This window comes from Mesorhizobium sp. M2C.T.Ca.TU.002.02.1.1 (genome assembly GCF_003997225.1).
This window is the reverse complement of sequence record NZ_RZTO01000956.1, coordinates 1-2133: the sequence shown is the minus strand read 5'-3', so window position 1 is coordinate 2133 and position 2133 is coordinate 1. Positions and strand designations below refer to the sequence as shown.

Annotated in this window: 3 protein-coding genes; 1 reads left to right on the top strand and 2 read right to left on the bottom strand. The window is 64.6% G+C overall.

All coding sequences use genetic code 11. The features are described 5' to 3' along the window. On the top strand, nt 1-290 hold a 290-nt coding region (locus EOD07_RS38805; protein WP_348627792.1), incomplete at its 5' end, for a GyrI-like domain-containing protein. 39 nt (nt 291-329) lie between these two features. On the opposite strand, the gene EOD07_RS31950 is transcribed toward EOD07_RS38805, so the two are convergent. Both EOD07_RS31950 and EOD07_RS31945 read right to left on the bottom strand, forming a co-directional pair. Continuing rightward, nucleotides 330-1265 carry a helix-turn-helix domain-containing GNAT family N-acetyltransferase gene (locus EOD07_RS31950; RefSeq protein ID WP_127238105.1) on the bottom strand — a complete coding sequence of 312 codons (936 nt, stop codon included), beginning with the start codon at nt 1263-1265 and terminating at the stop codon, nt 330-332. A gap of 80 nt (nt 1266-1345) precedes the next feature. Beyond that, on the bottom strand, nt 1346-2133 hold a 788-nt coding region (locus EOD07_RS31945; protein ID WP_127238104.1), incomplete at its 5' end, for an alanine racemase.

The following is a 2133-nucleotide window of genomic DNA, read 5'->3' as shown; positions in this document are numbered from 1 at the left end:
ATCCTATATGTAATAACATTACATTCAACTGCCGGAAGCGCTCCTGTCAACCCCCTTCTCCAGCCGTCTCGCCTAAACATGGGGGAATTTTCGGAGGCCGTTCGGGTTTCGAGTCCCGAACTTGCAAAGGTTTTGGCCAGCAGAAGACCGTCAACACGATCTGGAACAGCTGGCTGCCGGCCTCCGGCCACGAGATCGCTGACGCGCTGGAATTCGAGCGCTACAGCCCCGGGTTCGACGCGCATACCGACAATGGTGGGCAGGAGATCCGGCTGCCGGTCAAGGGTTGAGCGCCCTTTCCCTTCTCTCCCAAGCGGAGAAGGGAAAAGCTAAAGCTCCAAATTCCAGGTCTGGCCGACCAAGTCCTTGCCGAAGGAATGATGGCGTTCCTCGTCGACCAGCTTGAAGCCTGCGGCCTGGTAGATGCGGCGGGCCGAGCCAAGGATGTCGTTGGTCCACAGCGTCAGCGTCCTGTAGCCCTTGGCGCGCGCGAAGGTGATGCATTCGTCGACCAGCCGCCGGCCAATACCAAGGCCGCGCGCCGACGGTTCGACATAGAGCAGCCTGAGCTTCGCCACCTTGGGCGATTTGCGCATGACGAAGACCGATCCGACCACCTCGCCTTCACGCTCGGCGATCCAGCTGCGTTCCCATTGCGGGACGAAGTTCTTGACGAACTCGCCGAGGATCTCGGCGACCAGCGCCTCGAAGGTTTCGTCCCAGCCATATTCCTGCGCGTAGAGCATACCCTGGCGGCGCGTGACCCAGCCGATGTCGCCGACCTGCAGCGGCCGCAGGATATAGGGCACCTTCGGTTCGGGCCTGTCGCCGAGCAGGTCCTGCACCGTGCGCATGGCCTTGACCAGCCTCTCCTGGTCGACGGGCGCCAGGCGGTCGAGCAGCGCGCGCACCTGGTCGTGCGAATCCCGGTTGAGCGGCGCGAAGGCCTCCCTGCCGGCCGGCGTAAGCGCGATCGAAGCGCGGCGCGCGTCGGCCTCGCTTGCCTCGCGCTCGACCAGGCCACGCTCCTCGAATTTCTTCAGGAGCCGGCTGACATAGCCAGGGTCGAGGCCGAGATCACGCACCAGGTCGCTGGCGACCAGCCCGTCGCGATTGGCAAGCTCATAAAGCACCCGCGCCTCGGTCAGCGAGAAAGCGCTCTTCAGTAGGCCCTCATCGAGCAGGCCGATCTGGCGGGTGTAGAAGCGGTTGAAGGCGCGCACCGTATCGATGCGTTCCTTGCCGGGGTGATCGTGGATGGTCATGGGAGTCCTCCTGTCGTGGACAGGATCAATCATTTAGTTGACTGAGTCAATAAAATGATCATCACGGCTTCGTGCGTCCCTCACCCCATCGGCAGCACCGGCCAGAACTCCACGATCCGCCCGGCCGAAAACACGGCAATCGCACCGAAATGCTGCAGCACCGCCTCGCTCTGCGTCGGCCGCAGGAAGGCGTAGTCGCCGGGCTTCACATCGGCGCCCGCCGGCAGGCCCATGAATTGCTGGTTGGAGGAAAGACCGATCAGTCCGTTCGGCTTCATGCCTTCGGGAAACGCCGGCTCGGCCATCCACTTGCCGCCATAGAGATAGCAGCCCTTGCGCGGAAAGAGACCGAGCGCCTGCAATGCCCTGGAAACCGCCGGCGGACCGGGCAGCATCGGATCGAGCGCCTTGAGGATCGGCGTTGCGATGAAGGCCGCCGGCTGGAAGCCGCCGAGGCCGGGCGTGTCGAAATCCCCCGGAAGCACGAAGGCCGAGCCGATCGACACTTCGTTGGCGACGCCGCCGCCATGCAGCAGCGCGGTCTTCGAGCCGCCGATGTTCAAGGTGCGGCGCTGGTCCGGATCAAGGGCGGCGGCGAACTCCGCGGCCTTGGCGGAGGCCCGCTTCAGCGCCTTGGCCGCGCCGCCGAACAAACCGGGGATCTCCGGCGCATGCGCCTCGTAGGCCATGATGCCTTCACAGCGCAGCCGCTCTGGTATCGTCAGCGCCTTGATCTCGGCGGGGCTGGAAAAACCGCCGCGATGCAGGCCGACATCGACCTCGAAGGCGAAGCGCAGTTCGGTGTCGAGCGAGGCGGCCAAGGCGCCATAGTCGGCCAGCCGCGCCGGCGTGTCGATCAGCCAGCAGA